Source organism: Bradyrhizobium forestalis (assembly GCF_002795245.1).
GTDB lineage: Bacteria > Pseudomonadota > Alphaproteobacteria > Rhizobiales > Xanthobacteraceae > Bradyrhizobium > Bradyrhizobium forestalis.
Map to the genome: position 1 here is coordinate 251,246 of NZ_PGVG01000001.1, position 18,062 is coordinate 269,307.

Consider the following 18,062-nt stretch of genomic DNA (forward strand, 5'->3'; position numbering starts at 1 on the left):
GGGGCCGCGGCGGCATCGCCGGCATGAGCCCGCGCGAGCGAAAAAGCCCTTCCTGTCCAAACGATTGTAAACCAGCCCTCGATGACCTCTGCGAGCGAATTGCGATCCGGCAAGGGTGACCGCGACGAGAATTTTCCCGTCGCGTCCTGGATCATTCATCCGCGTCATCGCGCCCTGATCCTGGCCTATTACAACTTCGTCCGTACCGCCGACGACATCGCCGACCATGCGACGCTGCCGGCCGACCAGAAGCTCGCCTATCTCGACCTGCTCGAGGCGGAACTGCTCGGCAAGGGCGACACTCAGGCCGAGGCCGTCACCCTGCGCCGTGCGCTGGCCGAGCGCGGCATGGCGCCGCGCCACGCGCTCGACGTGCTCATCGCCTTCCGCATGGACGTGACCAAGCTGCGCTACGAGACCTGGGACGAGGTCATCCACTATTGCCGCTATTCGGCGATGCCGGTCGGCCGCTTCATGCTCGACGTTCACGGTGAGAGCACCTCGACCTGGGCCGCGTCTGACGCGCTCTGCGCCGGCCTGCAGATCAACAATCATCTGCAGGATTGCGGCAAGGATTTCCGCGAGCTCAACCGTGTCTATCTGCCGCGCGATGCGCTGGCGGCGAGCGGCGCCTCGGTCGAGCAGCTTGGCCTCGCCCAGTCGCCGCCGGCGATGTTGGCCTGCCTGCAGTCGCTCGCCGCGCGCAACGAGGCGCTGCTCGACGAGGGCCGGTCGCTAGCTGCGGAGATCCGGGATTTCCGCCTCGGCGTCGACGTCTCCGTCATCCAGGCCTATGCCGATCGTATCGTGCGCCTCTTGAAGGTGCGCGATCCGCTGCGCGAGCGCGTGCACCTCAACAAGTTCGAGCTGCTCACTTTCAGCCTCGCCGGCATGATCGGCGAAGTCGGCCGCCGCGCGATCGGACGCAGGGCCATTTCCAGACCGGGGACTGCACATGACGCTTGAGGCGACCACGCCCGGCGCCAATTACGGCTCGACCGCATCCGGCAGCTCGTTCTATGCCGCGATGCGCATCCTGCCGCACGACCAGCGCGAGGCGATGTTCCAGATCTACAGCTTCTGCCGCCAGGTCGACGACATTGCCGATTCCGACGGCCCGCGCGAAGAGCGGCTCGCGGCGCTTCAGCAATGGCGCAACGACATCGACGCGCTCTACCAGGGTAGTCCGCCGCCGCGGCTGAAGGACTATGTCGCCTCGGTGAAGACCTTCGACCTCAAGCGCGAGGATTTCCTCGCGATCGTCGACGGCATGGAGATGGACGTGCCGCAGGACATCCGCGCGCCCGACATGGCGACGCTGGATCTGTATTGCGATCGCGTCGCCAGCGCCGTGGGACGGCTCTCGGTGCGGGTGTTCGGCATGCCCGAGGAAGACGGCATCCTGCTCGCGCACCATCTCGGCCGCGCGCTTCAGCTCACCAACATCCTGCGCGACATCGACGAGGACGCCGGCCTTGGCCGGCTCTATCTGCCGCGCGAGGCGCTGCTGCATGCCGGCATCACCTCCAATGATCCGAACCGCGTGATCGCCGAGCGCGCGCTGCCGAAGGTCTGCCTGCCGCTGGCGCAGCGCGCCAAGTCGCATTTCGAGAAGTCGGACGAGATCATGAACCGCAACAAGCGCCGCGCCGTGCGCGCGCCGCGGATCATGTCGAAATACTATCATTCCATTCTGGACCTCCTGATCGCGCGCGGCTTCACCGCGCCGCGCGAGCCGGTGCGTGTGTCGAAGATCACACGCATCCTGATCCTGCTTCGTTACGCTTTCATCTGATGCAAAACACAGCTCACATCATCGGCGCTGGAATTTCCGGCCTCTCTGCCGCCGTGCGGCTTGCCAATGCCGGCTTCAAGGTCGCCGTGCACGAGGCGACGCACCAGGCGGGCGGGCGCTGCCGGTCCTATTTCGACGGCGCCACCAATCTCACCATCGACAACGGCAATCATCTGCTGCTGTCGGGCAACAGCCATGCGCGCGCCTATGCGCGCGCGATCGGCACCGAGGCGGGCCTCGTCGGGCCGGAACGTGCACAATTTCCGTTCGTCGATATCAAGACCGGGCAGCGCTGGCAGATCGATCTCGGCGATGGGCGGTGGCCGACCTGGGTTCTCGACGAAAGCCGCCGCGTGCCCGACACCGGCCTCACCGATTATCTCAAGCTGGCGCCGCTGGTCTGGGCGTCGGAGGAGACGCTGGTCGGCAAGTCTATTCCGACCGAAGGCGTGCTCTATCAGCGCCTGGTGCAGCCGCTGTTGCTGGCCGCGCTCAACGTCGATCCACCCGAGGGCTCGGCCGGGCTTGCCGGCGCGATCGTGCGCGAGACGCTGCTCGCGGGCGGGCAGGCCTGCCGCCCCCTGATCGCGCGCGACGGCCTCAGCGCCGTGCTGATCGAGCCTGCCGTGAAATTTCTGCAGGAGCGTGGCCACACCGTTCAGCTCGGCCATGAGCTGCGTTCGTTCGTCAGCACCGACGGCAAGGTGACCGCGCTGAATTTCGGTGGCGAGGATGTGATCCAGCTCGGTGCGGGTGACGTCATCGTGATGGCGGTGCCGCCGCGCGCAGCCACCAGCTTGCTGCCGGGCCTGAAGACGCCGACCGAATTCCGCGCCATCGTCAACGCCCATTTCCGCTTTGAGCCGCCGCCGGGTTCGGCGCCGATCCTCGGCGTGATCGGCGGCGTGGTGGAATGGCTGTTCGCGTTTCCGAACCGGCTCTCGGTGACCATCAGCAACGGCGACCGCCTCGTCGACATGCCGCGCGAGGAGCTCGCGCAGGCGATCTGGAACGACGTCTGCAAGGCCGGGGGTGTCTCCGGCGAATTGCCCGCTTGGCAGATCGTGCGCGAGCGCCGCGCCACATTTGCGGCCACGCCTGCCCAGAATGCCCTGCGTCCAGGGCCGGTCACCGCGCTGAAAAACCTGTACCTCGCCGGCGACTGGACTGCTACGGGATTGCCAGCAACCATCGAAGGATCGGTACGGTCCGGTGATCGCGCCGCCGATCTGGTTCTCGCCGCCAAACATCCTGAAAAGCGGCCCTGACGGGCAAATGTCCCGGTCAACCTTCAATCGACTATCGGAGCAATCGAGCGACATGGATTCCGTGAACGCGACCAGCCGCGAGACCTTGGAATCGAGCATTGAGTCGGCCACCCAAGGCGTTCTCGGCTTCCAACAGTCCGACGGCCATTGGGTGTTCGAGCTCGAGGCCGACTGCACGATTCCGGCCGAGTACATCCTGCTGCGCCATTATCTCGCCGAGCCGGTCGACACCGTGCTCGAGGCCAAGATCGGCAATTATCTGCGACGCGTGCAGGGCGCCCATGGCGGCTGGCCCCTCGTGCATGACGGTGAGTTCGACATGAGCGCGAGCGTGAAGGCTTACTTCGCGCTGAAGATGATAGGCGATTCCACAGACAGCCCGCACATGGTGCGGGCGCGCGAGGCGATCCACGCGCGCGGCGGTGCGATTAACAGCAACGTCTTCACCCGCTTCCTGCTGGCGACGTTCGGCGTGGTGACCTGGCGCGCGGTGCCGGTGCTGCCGATCGAGATCGTGCTGCTGCCGTTCTGGTCGCCGTTCCATCTCAACAAGATCTCCTACTGGGCGCGCACCACCATGGTGCCGCTGATGGTGATCGCCGCGCTGAAGCCGCGCGCGAAGAATCCGCTGGGAATCGGCATCGACGAATTGTTCCTGCAGGATCCGCGCTCGATCGGCATGACCGCGAAGGCGCCGCACCAGAGCATGGCCTGGTTCCTGCTTTTCCGTTCGCTCGATGCGATCTTGCGGGTGATCGAGCCGCTGTTTCCGAAGAGCTTGCGCAAGCGCGCGATCGACGCCGCGCTCGCTTTCATCGAGGAGCGGCTCAACGGCGAGGACGGCATGGGCGCGATCTACCCGCCCATGGCCAACATCGTCATGATGTACGACGCCCTCGGCAAGGACGAGAGCTATCCGCCGCGCGCGACGACGCGCCGGGGCATCGACAAGCTGCTCGTGATCGGTGACGACGAGGCCTATTGCCAGCCCTGCGTCTCGCCGGTGTGGGACACGACGCTCACTGCCCACGCGCTGCTGGAAGCCGGCGGCGACAAGGCCGTGCCGGCGGCCAGGCAGGGCCTCGACTGGCTGATCCCGAAGCAGGAGCTTCAGGTGAAGGGCGACTGGGCGGCGAAGCGGCCCGACGTCCGCCCCGGCGGCTGGGCCTTCCAGTACAACAACGCGCATTACCCTGATCTCGACGACACCGCGGTCGTGGTGATGTCGATGGATCGCATGCGTCGGGAGCACGGCGTCGCCGGCTATGATGCCGCGATCGCCCGCGGCCGCGAGTGGATCGAGGGCATGCAGAGCGACGACGGCGGCTGGGCCGCCTTCGACGTCAACAACCTCGAATATTACCTGAACAACATCCCGTTCTCGGACCACGGCGCGCTGCTCGATCCGCCGACCGAGGACGTCACGGCGCGCTGCATCTCGATGCTGGCCCAGCTCGGCGAGACCGAGAAGACCAGCAAGCACGTTGCCGACGGGGTTGCGTATTTGCGGAAGACCCAGCACCCGGAGGGCTCCTGGTACGGCCGCTGGGGCATGAACTTCATCTATGGAACCTGGTCGGTGCTCTGTGCCCTCAATATGGCCGGCGTCGACCACAAAGACCCGATGATTCGGAAGGCAGCCGACTGGCTGGCCTCGATCCAGAACGATGACGGCGGCTGGGGCGAGGACGCCGTCAGCTACCGGCTCGACTACAAGGGCTGGGAAGCCGCCCCCTCCACCGCCTCGCAAACGGCATGGGCCTTGCTTGCCCTGATGGCGGCAGGCGAGGTTGATCACCCGGCCGTCGCCCGCGGGGTGGAGTACCTGATTGCAACACAAAACAAAAAAGGACTGTGGGACGAGCAGCGGTACACCGCCACAGGCTTCCCCCGCGTGTTCTATCTACGGTATCATGGTTACCCAAAGTTCTTTCCGCTGTGGGCATTGGCGCGGTATCGGAACTTGCGGGACACCAACAGCAGGGTGGTAGGGGTCGGAATGTGACTTTGGGGACGGGGGACTATTTTACCGCGGGTCAGGCCATCGACCCGCGGCCGATACTGATCGTGACTGGACTGGTTCAGGAGGCCCGCATCGCAGCCGGGCCCGGAATGGCGGTCATCTGTTCATCCAGCAGCCCGACTCAGTTGCGGGCGCTGTTGACGGTGGTGGATCCTGAGACGATTCGCGGTGTGATCTCGTTCGGCGTGGCCGGCGGGCTCGATCCGACGCTGCGGTCCGGCGACGTCGTGCTGGCGACCGAGGTGCTGTCCGGCGATACCCGCTGGGCCGCCGGCCTGTCGCTCGGCGACGACCTGATCGAGCGCCTGACCTCGGGCCGCCGCCGCGTGGTGCGCGGCAGCCTCGCCGGCGCCGAGGAAGTGGTCACGGGACGCTCCTGCAAGGCGGCGCTGCACTCCGAGACCGGAGCCTCCGCCGTCGACATGGAAAGCCACATCGCGGCCGCCTACGCCGCCGAGGTCGGGCTGCCCTTCGCCGCGGTCCGCGTCATCAGCGACCCCGCCCATCGCGCGCTGCCGGCGCTCGCCCGCGCCGCCATCAAGCCGAACGGCCAGATCGACCTCGCCGCCGTGCTGCGCGGCATCGTCCGTAATCCGGCGACGCTGCATGCGCTGGTCTCGACCGGCCTCGACTTCAACCGCGCGCTGCGGAGCTTGCGCGGCTGCCGGGATTATCTGATCGGGACGGAGCTCGTGGGCAGCGAGGCGCTGGTGTCCGAGGCGGCCTGAGGTTCTCGTTTTGACAAAAGAAAAGGCCCGGTCGCGCGACCGGGCCTTTTTTCATTTGGCTCCGTAGGATGGGTTGAGCCCTTGCGAAACCCATCTCTTCCCGATCACCGCAATCGCGGACGGTGAGGAAGAAGCATCCACCCGGAACGAAGTTGCGGCGGTACGCGGTCATGGCGCGACGTCAGCACGAAACAAGTGCGATGGGTTTCGCGAAAAGCTCAACTCATCCTACGGGCTGTCACTGTAACCCTGCGAGCATCAATCCCTGGTCCAGTCCTCTAGCCGCAATCCGGCAATGCGCTGGAATTCAGCGGTGTTGTTGCTGACAAGCGGCAGGCCGCGCGCCATCGCTTGTCCCGCGATCAAGATGTCATAGGGACCGATGGGTGTGCCGCGCCGCGCAAGCTCTGCCCGGATCTCGCCTGCGGCTCGCGCGTCTTGTTGGTCGAGGTCTAGGATGTCGAGATCGGAAAAGAGAAGGCGAAGCGTTTCCAGGTTGAATTCGACTTTTTGGCTGCGATAGGCGCCGAAGTAGAGTTCGTGGGCAACGATGGACGAGATCGCGAGCGCGCCGGGCTCGGTGGATTCAACCCGGCGCAAGAGAGGCTCTGAGCGACGTGTGACCAGCGCGATGACGGCGTTTGTGTCGAGAAGCCATTTCCTCATCGCAACGCCTGATCGAGATCGGGGCGCGCCTGCTCTTCAGGCTGCTCCCGGCCCTCGGCCATGAAGTCCGGGCTGAAGCCGCGTGCGATGGCCGCGCGAAGCGACGCCCAGGGGCCGGAGGCGTTCCGCCTCGGGCGCAGGATCACCGCGTCGCCTTCGCGCGAAACCTCCACTTCATCAACCGAGAAACGAAAATCCTTCGGCAGCCGGACGGCCTGGGAGTTGCCCGACCGGAACACCTTGGCGATGTGGGGCATGACGGCCTCGTGTAGATACATTCTCGTATATACATCTTCAGGCCGGTCCATACAAGGTCTCGTTCGTTCCGCGCCCCTTGATCCGCGCCAGCGCTCAAGTGGTGCCCGCTATCCTAACGTCGTCTGCGCGGCAAATTGCGGTTAGGCGGTGATGAGCCGAAAGCGCGCGACTTTCTTGCGGGGAGGGCTCCCGGCCCGGCCACGCGAGGAGAGGAAGCAGCGTCGCTCGCGTACCCCCGCGGTTAGAGCGTGTGGTTGAGCCGAACACGGAAAAGGCCCGGTCGTTAGGACCGGGCCTTTCTTGGAGCTACAGGGCGTGTCCGCTTTACGCCGCAGTCGAAGCCTTCCGCGCAGCCTTCTCCTGCGCCGCCTCGGCCTCGTCCTTGCGAATCTCCGACAGCTTCTTCTGGACCTGCTCCGAGAAGATGTACTGCGCCGGGCGCTGCTTGGACATGTCGATCTCGGGCGCCATCGGGCCCGAGGTCTTGATGCCGCGCAGCGACACCCACATCGCCTTCAGCGGGTTGTTGAGCGCTGCGGTCGCCGCCGTCGGCTCGTAGCCGCAATGGGCCATACAGTCGGCGCACTTCTCGTACTTGCCGGTGCCGTAGGTCTCCCAGTCGGTGGTGTCCATCAGCTCCTTGAAGGTTTTTGCGTAGCCTTCACCGAGCAAATAGCAAGGCTTCTGCCAGCCGAAGATGTTGCGCGCGGGCATGCCCCAGGGCGTGCACTCGTATTCCTGGTTGCCGGCGAGGAAGTCGAGGAACAGGCCGGAGTGCATGAAATTCCACTTCTTGCCCTTTCCAAGCGCGAAGATGTCGCGGAACAGCTTCTTGGTCTTGGTGCGGTTGAGGAAGTGCTCCTGGTCCGGCGCGCGCTCATAGGCATAGCCCGGCGACATCGAGACGCCGACGCCGAGCTCGACGGTGAGGTCGAGGAATTTCGCGATCTCCTCGGCCGGATGGCCGTCGAAGATGGTGGCATTGACGTTGACGGTGAAGCCGCGCGCCTTGGCCGCCTTGATCGCGGACACCGCGCGGTCGAACACGCCCTTCTGCGACACCGCCTTGTCGTGGTGGTCACGCAGGCCGTCGAGATGCACCGAGAAGAACAGGTAGGGCGAGGGCTCGAACAGGTCGAGCTTCTTCTCGAGCAGCAACGCGTTGGTGCAGAGCGAGACGAACTTCTTGCGCGCGACCAGGCCGCGCACGATCTCGCCGATCTCCTTGTGGATCAGCGGCTCGCCGCCGGGAATGGCGACCATCGGCGCGCCGCACTCGTCGGCGGCGTCCCAGCACTCCTGCGCCGTCATGCGGCGGTTGAGGATCGCGTCGGGATAATCGATCTTGCCGCAGCCGACGCAGGCGAGGTTGCAGCGGAACAGCGGCTCCAGCATCAGCACGAGCGGATAGCGCTTGCGGCCAAGCAGTTTCTGCTTGAGCAAATAGCCGCCGATACGCATTTCCTTGAAGAAGGGGATGGCCATTACAAGTTTCTTTCTGGGCTTTTCAATTCGGGTGGGTCAGCTCGCAGCCAGTTGGGCCGGAAGCCGGAATTCGATGTTTTCCTCGCGGCCCGGCAACACCTGGACCTTGACTGGTCCGATCCGCCGCATCGCTTCGATCACGTCATCCACGAGTACCTCGGGCGCCGAAGCGCCGGCCGTGACGCCGACGGTCCTGGCATCCTTCAACCACGCCGGATTGAGCTCGCTGCCGTCGGCAATCAGATAACTCGCGACGCCGGCCTCAGTGCCGATTTCGCGGAGCCGGTTCGAGTTCGAGCTGTTGGTAGCGCCCACCACCAAGATCACGTCGACCAGCTTGCTCAGGTTCCTTACCGCAGATTGGCGGTTCTGTGTCGCATAGCAGATATCCCGGATATCCGGGCCTTGAATATCTGTAAAGCGGGCCTGGAGAGCCGCAATGATGTCCCGGGTGTCATCGACCGACAGGGTGGTCTGGGTGATGTAGGCCACTGGCGTATCCGCCGGCAGGGTCAGGGCCTTAACCTCTTCAACGCTTTGAACAAGCAGCACCGGCCCCGGGACCTGGCCCATCGTGCCCTCGACCTCGGGGTGGCCGGCATGCCCGATCAGGATCAGGGTGCGGCCCTTGCTGATGTAGCGCTTCCCCTGATTGTGAACTTTCGTGACCAGCGGGCAGGTGGCATTGAGCACCGGAAGGTCGCGCGCGGCGGCCTCTTCCTCGACGCTGCGGGCGACGCCATGGGCGCTGAACACCGTGACCGCCTTCGGCGGAACCTCGGAGAGCTCCTCGACGAAGATGGCGCCCTTGTTCTTCAGGCTCTCGACCACGTATTTGTTGTGCACGATCTCATGGCGCACGTAGACGGGCGGGCCGTACGTCTCCAGCGCCCGTTCCACGATCTCGATCGCACGCACCACGCCTGCGCAGAAGCCGCGCGGCTGCGCCAGATAAACTTCCATTGGACGCCCATCACGCAAGTTGCACCACTCCGCTTCAAAGTCCCGGCGGCACCCCGATACTGATCAATGAGTGCAATATCCGCACCATTGGCTCGCGCATGCGGTAGCCGCCCACCCCCGTGGGGCTCCGGCGCATGGAGGCGCAATACTTTGTGTCAAAAAATCGGCAATAAGGAAAGATCGGAACTCTGACAGGTCATTTCTGAGGTATTTTGGTAGGGCTCGAGGCGTGCGCAAGTGCGCGGCATTCGTGCATCGCCCTTCGTCACTTTCCCGCCTCAACTCCCCGGCTATACCGGCCGCCCGCATGATTTTGCCACGGTCTCCCGCCGTTTACCTCGAACCTTCTCGCGGCGAGAACCATCAAAACAGCAATAGGTTTCGCCTGGGAACTCCGATAAACAGCGGGCGTTTCCGGCAAGCTGTTAACCGCAGAAAGAAAAGAAGTGCTGCAAAGCGTCGTCGTTGCCATCGTCAGGGCCTGCACCCGGTTTGCCTCCCTCGTCGTCATTCTCGGGCTCCTGCTGTCGGTCGGAGCGGGCTACTACGCTGCGCGCCACTTCGCCATCAACACCGACATCAACTCGCTGATTGCCCAAAATCTGGACTGGCGCCAGCGCGACCAGCAGTTCGATCGCGCCTTCGACCGCGATGCGACGATCACGGCGGTCGTCGAGGCCAAAACCCCCGAAATGGCGAGCGCGGCGGCGGACGCGCTCTATGCCAAGCTGAAGGACGACAAGACCAACTTCCAGTCGATGCAGCAGCTCGGCAGCGGCGAGTTCTTCGAGAAGAACGGCCTGTTGTTCCTGCCGACCGAGGAGGTCGCCAAGATCACCGGCCAGTTCGAATCCGCCGCGCCCCTGATCGAGATCATGGCCGGCGATCCCTCGATCCGCGGCCTGACCGGTGCGCTGGAGACCGGACTTGCCGGCGTCAAGCGCGGCCAGGTCAAGCTCGACAACACCGAGCGGCCCTTCAACCTGATCGCGCAGACGGTCGAGACCGTGCTCAACAAGGGCAACGCCAGCTTCTCCTGGCGCGAGCTCGTCAGCGACGAACCGTTGAAGGATTCGGACAAGCGCGCCTTCATCGAGTTCAAGCCGATTCTCGATTACAACGCGCTGGAGCCGGGCAAGGGCGCGACCGACGCGATCCGGAAAGCGGCGGCCGATCTGGATTTCCCGACCAAATACCAGGCGCGGGTGCGGCTGACCGGCCCGGTCCCGATCGCCAACGAGGAATACGCCACCGTCCAGGAAGGCGCCGTCGTCAACGGCATCGGCACGGTCCTCGTCGTGCTGCTGATCCTGTGGCTGGCGCTGCATTCGGCGAAGATCATCTTCGCCGTGTTCGTCAATCTCTTCGTGGGACTTGCGATCACGACCGCGGCCGGTCTGATGATGGTCGGCTCGCTCAATCTGCTGTCGATCGCCTTCGCGGTGCTGTTCGTCGGCCTCGGCGTCGATTTCGGCATCCAGTACAGCGTCCGCTACCGCTCGGAGCGCTACAAGGTCAACGATCTCTCGAGCGCGCTGGTGCTGGCGGCCAAGCGCTCGGCGGTGCCGCTGTCGCTGGCGGCAATGGCCACCGCGGCGGGCTTCCTCTGCTTCATGCCGACCGACTACAAGGGCATCTCGGAGCTCGGCCAGATCGCCGGTGTCGGCATGCTGGTGGCGTTCGTGTCCAGCATCACCGTGCTGCCGGCGCTGCTCAAGCTTCTGAACCCGCCCGGCGAGCCGGAGCCCGTCGGCTATGCTTTCCTGGCGCCGCTGGATCATTTCCTGGAGAAGCATCGCGTGCTGATCGTCGGCGGCACGCTGCTGCTCGCGCTTGGCGGCCTGCCGCTGCTCTACTTCATGAAGTTCGACTTCAACCCGATGAACCTGCGCAATCCGAAGGCCGAATCGATCGCGACCTTCCTCGACCTGCGCAAGGATCCCAACACCGGCGCCAATGCCATCAACGTGATGACGACGTCGGAAGAGCAGGCGAAGCAGGTCGAGGCGAAGCTGGAGAAGGTGCCCGAGGTGCTCAGGGTGATGTCGCTCGACAGCTTCGTGCCGCAGGACCAGCCGCCGAAGCTGAAACTGCTCGCGCAGGGGGCCAAGGTGCTGAACCCCGCGCTGAGCCCTGATCAGATCGATGCGGCGCCGTCGGACCAGGAAAATGTCGAAGCGCTGAAGTCTTCAGTCGACAATCTGCGCCGGACCGCGGGCGATGCAAAGGGACCGGGGGCGGTCGCCTCGCGCCGTCTTGCAGACGCGCTCGAAAAGCTCGCCAATGGCGACGAGGCCACGCGCAACAAGGCGCAGGACGTGTTCGTCACGCCAATGAAGATCGTGTTCGACCAGCTCAGGAACGCCCTGCAGGCCGAGCCGGTCACCCTGAAGTCATTGCCGCCGGATCTCGTCAGCGCCTGGAAGAGCAAGGACGGCATCATCCGCGTCGAAGCGCTGCCCAAGGGCGATCCCAACGACAACGACACGCTGCGCAAGTTCGCCGCGGCGGTGCTCGCAGCCGAGCCGACCGCGATCGGCGGACCGGTCTCGATCCTGAAGTCCGGTGACACCGTGGTGAAGGCGTTCATCCACGCCGGCATCTACGCGCTGCTGGTGATCGGGCTGTTGCTGTGGATCACGCTCCGCCGGTTCGTCGACGTGCTGATGACGCTGGTGCCGCTTCTGGTTGCCGGCGCGGTGACGCTCGAGATCTGCGTGTTGATCGGCCTGCCGCTGAACTTCGCCAACATCGTCGCGTTTCCGCTGCTGCTCGGCGTCGGCGTCGCCTTCAAGATCTATTATGTCGTGGCCTGGCGCTCGGGCAGGACAAACCTGCTCCAGACCAGCCTGACGCGCGCGATCTTCTTCAGCGCGTTGACGACGGCGACCGCGTTCGGCAGCCTTTGGCTGTCGAGCCATCCCGGCACGTCCAGCATGGGCAAGCTGCTGGCCCTCTCGCTGGTGACGACGCTCGCGGCCGTGCTGCTGTTCCAGCCGGCCCTAATGGGCAAACCCCGCAATCTCAGGGAGTAGGCAGATGTCGCCGACGGCGTCGGCGACGCCCTTCTGACCGGGCTTGGCCGCGCCGGCGGCCTTCGGAGCTGCGGGCGCAGGCGCGGTGGCGCCTGTCGTGGCTTGGGCTGCTTGGGCCCCTTGTTGGGTCCCTTGGGGCTTTGGTGCGGCGCCGCCGGATTTCGGTGCGCCCTTGGCCATGGCGTTGACAGGACTCGAGGGGATCGGCGGGCCGACCCGGGGCCAGGGTTCGCCGCCGCCGAGGAAGCCCATCACGCATCCCTTGATTTCGAGCTGATCGGGACCGGCGGGCGTGATGGTTGCGCTGTAGAGCTGGCCATCCTTGGCGTTGTAGACCTGCCCTTCCCACTGATCGACGCCCGGCTTCTTCTTCATGTCGATCAGGGTTGCCATGCCCAGCGTCGGCCTGTTCTTTTTCGAGACATCCGGATTGTTCTCGTCGCGCCCACCGGGCTGCTTTTCCCAGGAAACCGCGCCCCACATGCTGCCATAGCACTGGGCGACACGGATGTTGGCGACGCCGTCGGCGACCCGCCAGTCGCCGGTGGGGTCGGCGGCGAGGGCTGGGGTCAGGCAGGCGTAACCGCCAGCCAGTATTAGTCCGGTGTAAAGGGCCAAACGCATGAGTGTTCCTTGGCAGTGCAACATGATCTAAAAGCTGTGCTTGCGAAGATGGTCCGAAAAAGGGCAAAAGGCCGCACAGACCGTTTACAGTAATGGTCCGGTTTTCAGTTGACGAGACGGCCCTCAACCGAAGTATGTAGCGGATGCACAGTCCAAATCCAGACATGTCTCAGCTGTTCGCGGACCGGCAGGCCCAGCGCAGCGCCCTGCATAACCGGTATCTGAACGAGCAATTCGTTCGGGTCCTCAAGACGATCGGCTACGATGTCGGTTTCCAGAAGGGCCAGGGGCAGTACCTCTACGACCGCGAGGGCGCGCGCTACCTCGACCTGTTGTCCGGCTTTGGCGTGTTTGCGATCGGGCGCAATCATCCGGTCATGCGCGAGGCGCTCAAGAGCGTGCTCGATGCCGACCTGCCCAACCTCGTCCAGTTCGACGTCTCGACGCTCGCCGGCGTGCTGGCCGAGCGCCTCCTGAAATACGTTCCCTATCTCGACAAGGCGTTCTTTGCCAATTCCGGCGCCGAATGCGTCGAGGCCGCGATCAAGTTCGCGCGGGGGGCGACGGGGCGTCCCGGCATCGTCTATTGTGCCCACGGCTATCACGGGCTGACCTATGGCGCGCTGTCGCTGACGGGTGATTCGAACTTCCGCACCGGTTTCGAGCCGCTGCTGCCGGGCTGCACTCCGATCCCGTTCAACGATCTGGCCGCGCTCGAAAAGGCACTGGCCTCGCGCGAGGTCGCGGCCTTCGTCGTCGAGCCGATCCAGGGCAAGGGCGTCAACATGCCCACCGACGAGTTTTTGCCGGGCGCGGCTGCGCTCTGCAAGAAATACGGCACGCTGTTCGTCGCCGATGAGATCCAGACCGGCATGGGCCGCACCGGCCGCTTCCTTGCGGTCGAGCACTGGAACGTCGAGCCCGACATGGTGCTGCTGTCGAAGTCGCTGTCCGGCGGCCACGTGCCGGTCGGCGCCGTGCTGACGCGCAAGGCCATCTTCGACAAGATCTTCAATCAGATGGACCGCGCGGTGGTGCACGGCTCCACCTTCTCCAAGAACGACCTCGCCATGGCCGCGGGCATCGCCACGCTCGACGTGATGGAATCGGAGAAGCTGATCGAATCCGCCGCCAAGCGCGGCGCCGAGCTGCGCCTCGCGCTGACGCGCATGGTGCCCGGCTACGAGCTGTTGAAGGAAGTCCGCGGCAAGGGCCTGATGATCGGCATCGAGTTCGGCCCGCCGAAGTCGCTGCGGCTCCGTGCGTCCTGGAACGTGCTGGAGACCGCCAACAAGGGCCTGTTCTGCCAGCTCATCACCGTGCCGCTGTTCAAGGATCACAAGATCCTCACGCAAGTGGCCGGCCACGGCAGCCACACCATCAAGCTGCTGCCGCCGCTCACCATCACGGAAGAAGACTGCGGCTGGATCGAACGCGCCTTCGACGACGTCATCGCCGGCAGCCACAAGGTCCCCGGTGCGATCTGGTCGCTCGGCAAGACGCTGGTGGACAACGCGGTGCGAAGGTCGGCGTAGACGGAGACCGATCGTGCCAGTGCGCGATGCGGCTTGTTGCAAGCATCGCCAGAGCGTCAAATTCTGTCTTCTATTTTTCCAACTCGCGTTGGCGCTGATGGTCCTGGTTGAGAACCAGTCCGCGCAGGCCCAGAGCGACCTGTCTGGTACTTGGAAGAGGAATTGCTCCGATCGATTTGGTCTCCAGATCGATCGGGCGGCTGAAAGCTACTCGATCAGGTTCTGCGGTCTCCGGCGATGCTCGGGTGACGAAGAGTGGGCCCCGAAATCCTCAATTGTCGGCGACCCCCGATACAAATTGGTCTCTCCGTCAGAGCTTGGAGTGCGCAGGACTGACGACCAAACCCAGTTTTTCTTCTATCGCAGGTGCCAGCTCGAACTCGAATGGCAGAACAAGTCTGGAACTCGCTAGCGGAGGCGGGCGGTCTAGTCAGGCCGCCTTCGGCTTGTTCACTGTCTCGATGCGGTCGAGTGCCTTGCCGAGATCGCGTTTTGCGATCTGGATATCGTAGTCGTTCTGAAGATTGAGCCAAAGCTCGGCCGTCGTTCCGAGTGCCTTCGAAAATCGAAGCGCGGTATCGGCGGTGATGCCGCCCTGCTCATTCATAATTCGTTCGATACGCGCGCGCGGCACGCCGCAGGTCTTTGCGAGTGCGCCAGCGGATATGTCTAGCCGGATCAAAAATTCTTCCCGTAAAACCTCACCGGGATGCATAGGCTTGAGTTTCTTTGCCATCGGCCAAATATAGCGCTCGTTCCTCGAATATTTCCACCGCTATGCAGCCTGGATTGCTTCGCTTTTGCTCGCAATGACGGCGGAGCCAGCTACCCCTCCACATTCGCTTTCATCGCCGCTTCGAACTTGTCGACGAACTCGGCGAGCTCGTCGGCGCCGAGATCGCTGACGGCCCAGAAATTCAGCCCGCGATTGCCCCAGCGGCGGCAATTGAAGCCTTGCATGGTCTCGGTCCTCGGCGCGCGATATTCCGCGCTCGAGGTCTGCGAGACGAACAGGTTGATGACGTGCTGCCGGCGCCGGTAGACCACCGCGCCGATGGCGCGGGCGTCGATATAGTCGAGCCGGCCGCCGACCAGCGTGAAACCTTGCGCGGTGAGGTCGATCACCGGCGGGGCGACGTCGAGCTTGCCGTTGAACCAGGGCTTGACCGTATGCTGATCGGTGGAGACCACGTCGGTGAGATGACCGGCCTGAAGCGAGCGCAGATGCGCGGAGACGACCTCCGACAGGATGCGCTGCTGGTCGTCCTGGCGCAGCACCACCGCGACGACGCCGGAGGCGGCGAGCGCGGAGACCGCCGAGCCCATCGCAAAGCCGCGCAGCACGGCGCGGCGGGTCGGCTGCTCGCGCGGTGCTTGTGGCAGCGAGGCTTCGATGCGGACGCGCAGGCTTGCCGGGGCGGTGTAGCGCAAATTGGTATCTGCGAGCACGCGCTGCATCTCGCCCTGCGCGGCAAGCTCAGCCGCGCAGTCCGGGCAGCTCGCGATGTGGCCTTCGACCTCGCGCGCATGGCCGGCGTCGAGCTCGTTGTCGAGCAGGGCGTGAAGCAGGATCCTTGCTTCGTCGCAGGTCATCTCGAGTGCTCCTCTTCCGCCGTCCAGGCCGCGCGCAGCATGGCGCGGGCGCGGGCGAGGCGGGACATCACGGTGCCGACGGGCGCGCCGACGACTTCGGCGATTTCACGATAGGACAGGTTGTTGATCTCCCGCAGCACGAATGTTTCCTTGAACGGTTCGGCGAGCGCGTCGATCAGCTTGCGGATCGCGCCGGCATCGCGGTTGCGCAGCACTTCGGTCTCCGGGCTCGCCTCGGTCTCCTGCCAGAGCGGCGTCTGCTCGACGGCGCCGGGCGTATCCTCGGTCGCGCTCGGCCGGTGCGCGCGCCGCGCGTATTCGGCGTTGCAGACGTTGCGCAGGATCGCAAACAGCCAGGGCTTCATCGCCGGTCCGCGATAGCTGTCAAAGTGCTTCAGCGCCCGCAGATAGCACTCCTGCACCGCATCCTCGGCGTCGGAGGGATCGCGCAAGAGATAGCGCGCGAGCGTGTAGACGTCGTCGAGATAGGGCAGTGCCGCTTCGCGGAAGCGCTGCGCCTTCTGCACATCGTCGGTGGCGGGCATCGCTCCTCGCTTTGCCTCTTGTTCTCTTGCCGTGGTCGAAGACGCCCGAGCCCGGCCGGCGTGGGACCACCGGCCGGGCAGGACGTTGATGCCTTGGTTGGAGGCGTTACTCAACCTTGATCATCCCCGTCATGTGCGGGTGCAGCGAACAAAAATATTTGTAGTCGCCCGCATTGGTGAAGGTGAAGGAGAACTTGTCGTCGGTGTCCAGCGTCTTGGACCTGAACTTGCCGGCCGAGACGATGGTGTTCGGAATGTCGTCCCGGTTGGTCCAGGTCACGGTGGTGCCGACCTTGATCTTGAGCTCGGCCGGCTGGAAAACGAAATTGTCGATATGGATCTCGATGTCGTCGGCACGGGCTTTTGTCGCGGGCAACAGGATAGCCGCGGCCAGAGCGAGACCGAATTCGACGCCGAAGTCGCGGCGGTTGAGAGTCTTCATTGTCAGCTTCCACCTCAGCCCTGGAGCGGTGTGTCGATGATCGCGAGCCGCTGCTCGTTCTGCTTGAAGTTGATGCTGGCGACGCCGAGCATGGCGCGGAGCTTGGCGTCCTCCACCTTTATCGGCCCTGGCGAGGGAGCGGCGCCCGGCGCCGGCTGCGGAAAGGCGGTCGAGCGCGCGGTGTGGAAGGTGACGTTGCCCTCGACCTTCTGCATCACCTGGTGGATATGCCCGTTCAGCACGGTGACCGAGCCAAAGCCCTTGACGTATTCCAGCGCGTGGGCGCCGTCCTCGGTGCCCCAGCCCCATTGCGGATAGACGGTCCAGAGCGGGATGTGGGCGAACAGCACGATCGGTGTCGATTTCGACTTGCCGCGCAGATCGTCCTCCAGCCAGGTGAGCTGCTCGGCGCCGAGATTGCCGAGCCCGCCGGCCTTGAGGTCGACGACGTTGACGAGGCCGACGAAGTGCACGCCGCCGGCGTCGAACGAATACCAGCCGTGGCCCTTGGTGTCGCGGCCGTAACGTTCGCGATAGAGCTTCACCTCCTCATCGATGAAGTCGTGCTCGCCGGGGACATAGTGCACATCGAGTTTGGTTTGCGAGATGATACGTTCGGCATTGTCGAATTCGGCGGCCTTGGACAGATGCGTGATGTCGCCGGTGTGGATCATGAAGGACGGCTTGGCCGGCATTGCGTTGATCTTGCCCACCGCTTCCTCCAGCGTGCCGAGCGCGTTGGGATTGGCCGGCTTGTCGAAGCCGACATGGCTGTCGCTGATCTGGAGGAAGGTCATGCCCGGCGCGGCTGCGGTCGCAGCTTGCGCGGGATCGATGATGCCGAGCGAGCGCGGCACGCCGCCCGTGATGGTCCAGAGCACCCCGGTGCCGGCCCAGGTCATGCATTCCAGCACCTTGCGGCGGCTGACGCCGTCGTCCCCGTGATCGTGTCCGCTCATCGCGCCTCTCCACGTCGCCCGGAATTGGGCTTCGGGGAGGTGATTGGAGAAGCGGTGGAGTTATTCCCGGATGCGATGACGATTTCGTGAGGGAATTCGCGTGCCCCGGACAAAGCGCAGCGCCCAAAAGCGCGTTCACGCGC

Annotated in this window: 17 protein-coding genes; 7 read left to right on the plus strand and 10 right to left on the minus strand. The window is 64.5% G+C overall.

Annotation, left to right across the window (positions count from 1 at the left end):
- The first annotated feature begins 81 nt into the window (after nucleotides 1-81).
- Genes hpnC through CVM73_RS01135 form a run of 5 tightly spaced genes read left to right on the plus strand, consistent with a single transcriptional unit; the run spans nucleotide 82 to nucleotide 5,814 of the window.
- A complete protein-coding gene (gene hpnC, locus CVM73_RS01115) occupies nucleotides 82-966 on the plus strand; it encodes a squalene synthase HpnC (protein WP_100230172.1) in 885 nt (294 codons plus the stop codon).
- Nucleotides 956-1,795, plus strand: a complete 840-nt coding sequence (gene hpnD, locus CVM73_RS01120; protein ID WP_100230173.1) for a presqualene diphosphate synthase HpnD — start codon at nucleotides 956-958, stop codon at nucleotides 1,793-1,795. The genes hpnC and hpnD overlap by 11 nt, the downstream gene beginning before the upstream one ends.
- Nucleotides 1,795-3,063 carry a hydroxysqualene dehydroxylase HpnE gene (gene hpnE, locus CVM73_RS01125; RefSeq protein ID WP_100230174.1) on the plus strand — a complete coding sequence of 423 codons (1,269 nt, stop codon included), beginning with the start codon at nucleotides 1,795-1,797 and terminating at the stop codon, nucleotides 3,061-3,063. Before hpnD ends, hpnE begins: the two co-directional genes overlap by 1 nt.
- A gap of 52 nt (nucleotides 3,064-3,115) precedes the next feature.
- Entirely contained in the window at nucleotides 3,116-5,068 is a 1,953-nt protein-coding gene (gene shc / locus CVM73_RS01130) for a squalene--hopene cyclase (RefSeq protein WP_100230175.1), read from the plus strand.
- A complete protein-coding gene (locus CVM73_RS01135; RefSeq protein WP_167406541.1) occupies nucleotides 5,065-5,814 on the plus strand; it encodes a phosphorylase in 750 nt (249 codons plus the stop codon). Before shc ends, CVM73_RS01135 begins: the two co-directional genes overlap by 4 nt.
- Before the next feature lie 258 nt (nucleotides 5,815-6,072).
- Here CVM73_RS01135 and CVM73_RS01140 read toward each other — a convergent pair whose 3' ends face one another.
- The 4 genes from CVM73_RS01140 to ispH form a co-directional block, all read right to left on the minus strand.
- Entirely contained in the window at nucleotides 6,073-6,480 is a 408-nt protein-coding gene (locus tag CVM73_RS01140) for a type II toxin-antitoxin system VapC family toxin (protein WP_100230176.1), read from the minus strand.
- Nucleotides 6,477-6,737 (minus strand): antitoxin, encoded by a 261-nt coding sequence (locus CVM73_RS01145; RefSeq protein ID WP_100230392.1) that lies wholly within the window; start codon nucleotides 6,735-6,737, stop codon nucleotides 6,477-6,479. Before CVM73_RS01145 ends, CVM73_RS01140 begins: the two co-directional genes overlap by 4 nt.
- Before the next feature lie 325 nt (nucleotides 6,738-7,062).
- Nucleotides 7,063-8,223, minus strand: coding sequence for an adenosyl-hopene transferase HpnH (gene hpnH, locus CVM73_RS01150; protein WP_100230177.1), 1,161 nt, complete (start codon nucleotides 8,221-8,223; stop codon nucleotides 7,063-7,065).
- A gap of 36 nt (nucleotides 8,224-8,259) precedes the next feature.
- Nucleotides 8,260-9,186, minus strand: coding sequence for a 4-hydroxy-3-methylbut-2-enyl diphosphate reductase (ispH, locus tag CVM73_RS01155; RefSeq protein WP_100230178.1), 927 nt, complete (start codon nucleotides 9,184-9,186; stop codon nucleotides 8,260-8,262).
- Between the two features lie 446 nt (nucleotides 9,187-9,632).
- Between ispH and hpnN the strand changes: the two genes are divergently transcribed.
- On the plus strand, nucleotides 9,633-12,221 hold the full coding sequence (gene hpnN, locus CVM73_RS01160; protein WP_100230179.1) for a hopanoid transporter HpnN: 2,589 nt from the start codon (nucleotides 9,633-9,635) through the stop codon (nucleotides 12,219-12,221).
- On the opposite strand, the gene CVM73_RS01165 is transcribed toward hpnN, so the two are convergent.
- Nucleotides 12,189-12,845, minus strand: a complete 657-nt coding sequence (locus CVM73_RS01165) for a DUF2147 domain-containing protein (RefSeq protein ID WP_167406542.1) — start codon at nucleotides 12,843-12,845, stop codon at nucleotides 12,189-12,191. The two genes, hpnN and CVM73_RS01165, sit on opposite strands and share 33 nt — an antisense overlap.
- A gap of 143 nt (nucleotides 12,846-12,988) precedes the next feature.
- Between CVM73_RS01165 and hpnO the strand changes: the two genes are divergently transcribed.
- Nucleotides 12,989-14,380, plus strand: a complete 1,392-nt coding sequence (gene hpnO, locus CVM73_RS01170) for an aminobacteriohopanetriol synthase HpnO (RefSeq protein WP_100230181.1) — start codon at nucleotides 12,989-12,991, stop codon at nucleotides 14,378-14,380.
- Nucleotides 14,381-14,810: 430 nt separating this feature from the next.
- On the opposite strand, the gene CVM73_RS01180 is transcribed toward hpnO, so the two are convergent.
- The 5 genes from CVM73_RS01180 to CVM73_RS01200 all read right to left on the minus strand — a co-directional run bounded on the left by CVM73_RS01180 (nucleotide 14,811) and on the right by CVM73_RS01200 (nucleotide 17,919).
- Nucleotides 14,811-15,116 (minus strand): HigA family addiction module antitoxin, encoded by a 306-nt coding sequence (locus CVM73_RS01180; RefSeq protein ID WP_100230183.1) that lies wholly within the window; start codon nucleotides 15,114-15,116, stop codon nucleotides 14,811-14,813.
- An 89-nt stretch (nucleotides 15,117-15,205) separates the two neighbouring features.
- Complete coding sequence (locus tag CVM73_RS01185) at nucleotides 15,206-15,973, minus strand: anti-sigma factor family protein (protein ID WP_100230184.1); 768 nt, start codon at nucleotides 15,971-15,973, stop codon at nucleotides 15,206-15,208.
- Nucleotides 15,970-16,518: a sigma-70 family RNA polymerase sigma factor gene (locus CVM73_RS01190; RefSeq protein WP_167406543.1), complete on the minus strand. Its 549-nt coding sequence runs from the start codon at nucleotides 16,516-16,518 to the stop codon at nucleotides 15,970-15,972. Before CVM73_RS01190 ends, CVM73_RS01185 begins: the two co-directional genes overlap by 4 nt.
- 106 nt (nucleotides 16,519-16,624) lie before the next feature.
- Nucleotides 16,625-16,960 carry a cupredoxin domain-containing protein gene (locus CVM73_RS01195; RefSeq protein ID WP_100230185.1) on the minus strand — a complete coding sequence of 112 codons (336 nt, stop codon included), beginning with the start codon at nucleotides 16,958-16,960 and terminating at the stop codon, nucleotides 16,625-16,627.
- Between the two features lie 14 nt (nucleotides 16,961-16,974).
- The gene (locus CVM73_RS01200) at nucleotides 16,975-17,919 is read right to left on the minus strand and encodes a metallophosphoesterase family protein (protein WP_100230186.1); all 945 of its coding nucleotides are present in this window, start codon (nucleotides 17,917-17,919) and stop codon (nucleotides 16,975-16,977) included.
- Nucleotides 17,920-18,062: the final 143 nt, after the last annotated feature.